Source organism: Micromonospora phytophila, from assembly GCF_023656545.1.
Taxonomy (GTDB): domain Bacteria; phylum Actinomycetota; class Actinomycetes; order Mycobacteriales; family Micromonosporaceae; genus Micromonospora; species Micromonospora phytophila.
In genome coordinates, this window is the sequence record NZ_JAMOKF010000553.1 from 1 (window position 1) to 2,157 (window position 2,157).

3 protein-coding genes are annotated in these 2,157 nt (G+C 75.3%); all 3 read left to right on the plus strand.

Features of this window, described 5'->3' with window-relative positions:
• Positions 1-528: EboA domain-containing protein (locus NCC78_RS31100; RefSeq protein WP_250798997.1), on the plus strand; the 528-nt coding region annotated here is incomplete at its 5' end.
• Positions 528-1,379, plus strand: coding sequence for a TatD family hydrolase (locus NCC78_RS31105; protein WP_250798999.1), 852 nt, complete (start codon positions 528-530; stop codon positions 1,377-1,379). The genes NCC78_RS31100 and NCC78_RS31105, both read left to right, overlap by 1 nt.
• Positions 1,379-2,157, plus strand: a 779-nt coding sequence (gene eboE / locus NCC78_RS31110; protein ID WP_250799000.1) for a metabolite traffic protein EboE, incomplete at its 3' end; no start/stop codon positions are given. The genes NCC78_RS31105 and eboE, both read left to right, overlap by 1 nt.

A 2,157-nucleotide genomic window follows, 5' to 3' on the forward strand; every position in this document is an offset into this window, starting at 1 on the left:
CCGAAGGACACCGGCTACGGGCGCTCGGCGTACGAGCGGGACCGGGCCCGGGTGCTGCTGCTCACCGCCCTGACCACCGACCACGCCGCGCACGCCGACGCCCTCTACCGGCACGGCGACGCCGCCGAGAAGCGGGCCGTGCTGAAGGCCCTGCCACTGCTGCCCGTCGGCGCGGCCGCCGTGCCGCTGCTGCACGACGCGCTGCGTACCAACGACACCCGGCTGGTCGCCGCCGCCCTCGGGCCGTACGCCCGGCACCTGGACCCGGCGGCCTGGCGGCAGGCCGTGCTCAAGTGCGTGTTCACCGGTGTGCCGCTGGCCGTGGTGCACGACCTCGACGCCCGCGCCGACGCCGAGCTCGCCGCGATGCTCGCCGGGCTGGCCGCCGAGCGGCAGGCGGCCGGCCGGAGCATGCCCGCCGACGCCACCGACCTGCTGGACCGGCTCACCGCCGGGTCCGACCCGATCAGCGCCGGATCCGGCCGGCCCCGCGCCGGTGCCGGCCGGCCCAGCGCCAGGGAGGCGTGATGCGCATCTTCGACCCGCACATCCACATGACCTCACGCACCACCGACGACTACGAGCGGATGGCCGCCGCCGGGGTGCGCGCGGTGGTGGAGCCGGCGTTCTGGCTGGGCCAGCCGCGCACCAGCGCCGCCTCCTTCGCCGACTACTTCGACTCCCTCATCGGCTGGGAACCGTTCCGGGCCGGGCAGTTCGGGGTTCGGCACCACGCCACCGTGGCGCTGAACCCGAAGGAGGCCAACGACCCGCGCTGCCGCCCGGTGCTCGACCTGCTGCCGCGCTACCTGGACAAGGACGGGGTGGTGGCGGTCGGCGAGATCGGCTACGACTCGATGACGCCGGAGGAGGACGAGGCGTTCGCCGCCCAGCTCGCCCTGGCGGTCGCGCACGACCTGCCGGCGCTGGTGCACACCCCGCACCGGGACAAGGCCCGGGGGGTGGAGCGCAGTCTCGCCGTGGTCGCCGAGTCCGGCATCGAGCCGGGTCGGGTGGTGCTCGACCACCTCAACGAGGTGACCGTGAAGCTGGTCCGGGACACCGGCTGCTGGTTGGGCTTCTCCATCTACCCCGACACCAAGATGTCCCCGCCCCGGATGGTGGAGCTGCTGCGGGCGTACGGGACCGAGCGGGTGCTGGTCAACTCGGCGGCCGACTGGGGGCGCTCCGACCCGCTGCTGACCCGGGCCACCGGTGAGGCGATGCTGCTCGCCGGCTTCACCGACGACGACGTCGACCGGGTGCTCTGGCGCAACCCGGTGGAGTTCTACGGCCAGTCCGGCCGGCTCGACGTGAGCGACCTCGACCGGCCGGAACAGACCTTCGCCGGCAACTCGATCCTGCGCGGCGGCAGCTGATGCGGCTGCGGCACGCCGGCGGCGCCACGGTCCACCTCGGCTACTGCACCAACGTGCACCCCGCCGAGGACCTCGCCGGCATCCTCGCCCAACTGGACACCTACGCCGTGCCCGTCCGCGAGACGCTCCACGCCGACCTGCTCGGCCTCGGGCTCTGGCTGGCCGCGCCGGTCGCCGCCGAGCTGGCCGCCGACCCGTCGGCCCGTCGCCGGCTGCGCGCCGAGCTGACCGCGCGGGGTCTGGAGGTGGTCACCCTCAACGGCTTCCCGTACGCGGCCTTCCAGGCCCCGGTGGTCAAGGGCGACGTCTACCACCCGGACTGGACGACGGATCGGCGGCTCGCGTACACCCTGGACCTGGCCCGGGTGCTGGCCGACCTGCTCCCCGACGACGCCGCCCGGGGCTCGGTCTCCACTCTGCCGCTGGCCTGGCGGCTGCCCTGGGACACCACCCGGGCGGACGCCGCCCGTCGCCGGCTGGACCAGCTCGCGGCCGGGCTCGCCGCCGTCGAGCGGGACACCGGCCGCCCGGTCCGAGTGGGCTTCGAGCCCGAGCCGGGCTGCCTGGTCGAGAGCACCGGGCAGGCGGTCGGGATACTGTCCGGCATGGACAGTGAGCGGCTCGGCGTCTGTGTCGACCTGGCGCACCTCGCCTGCGCCTGGGAGGACCCGGCTGCGGCGCTGGGCCGGCTGCGCGCCGCCGGCCTGCCGGTGGTGAAGGTGCAGGTCTCGGCCGCCATCGAGGCGCCGGCCGAGGCGACGCCCACGCTGCGCCGCTG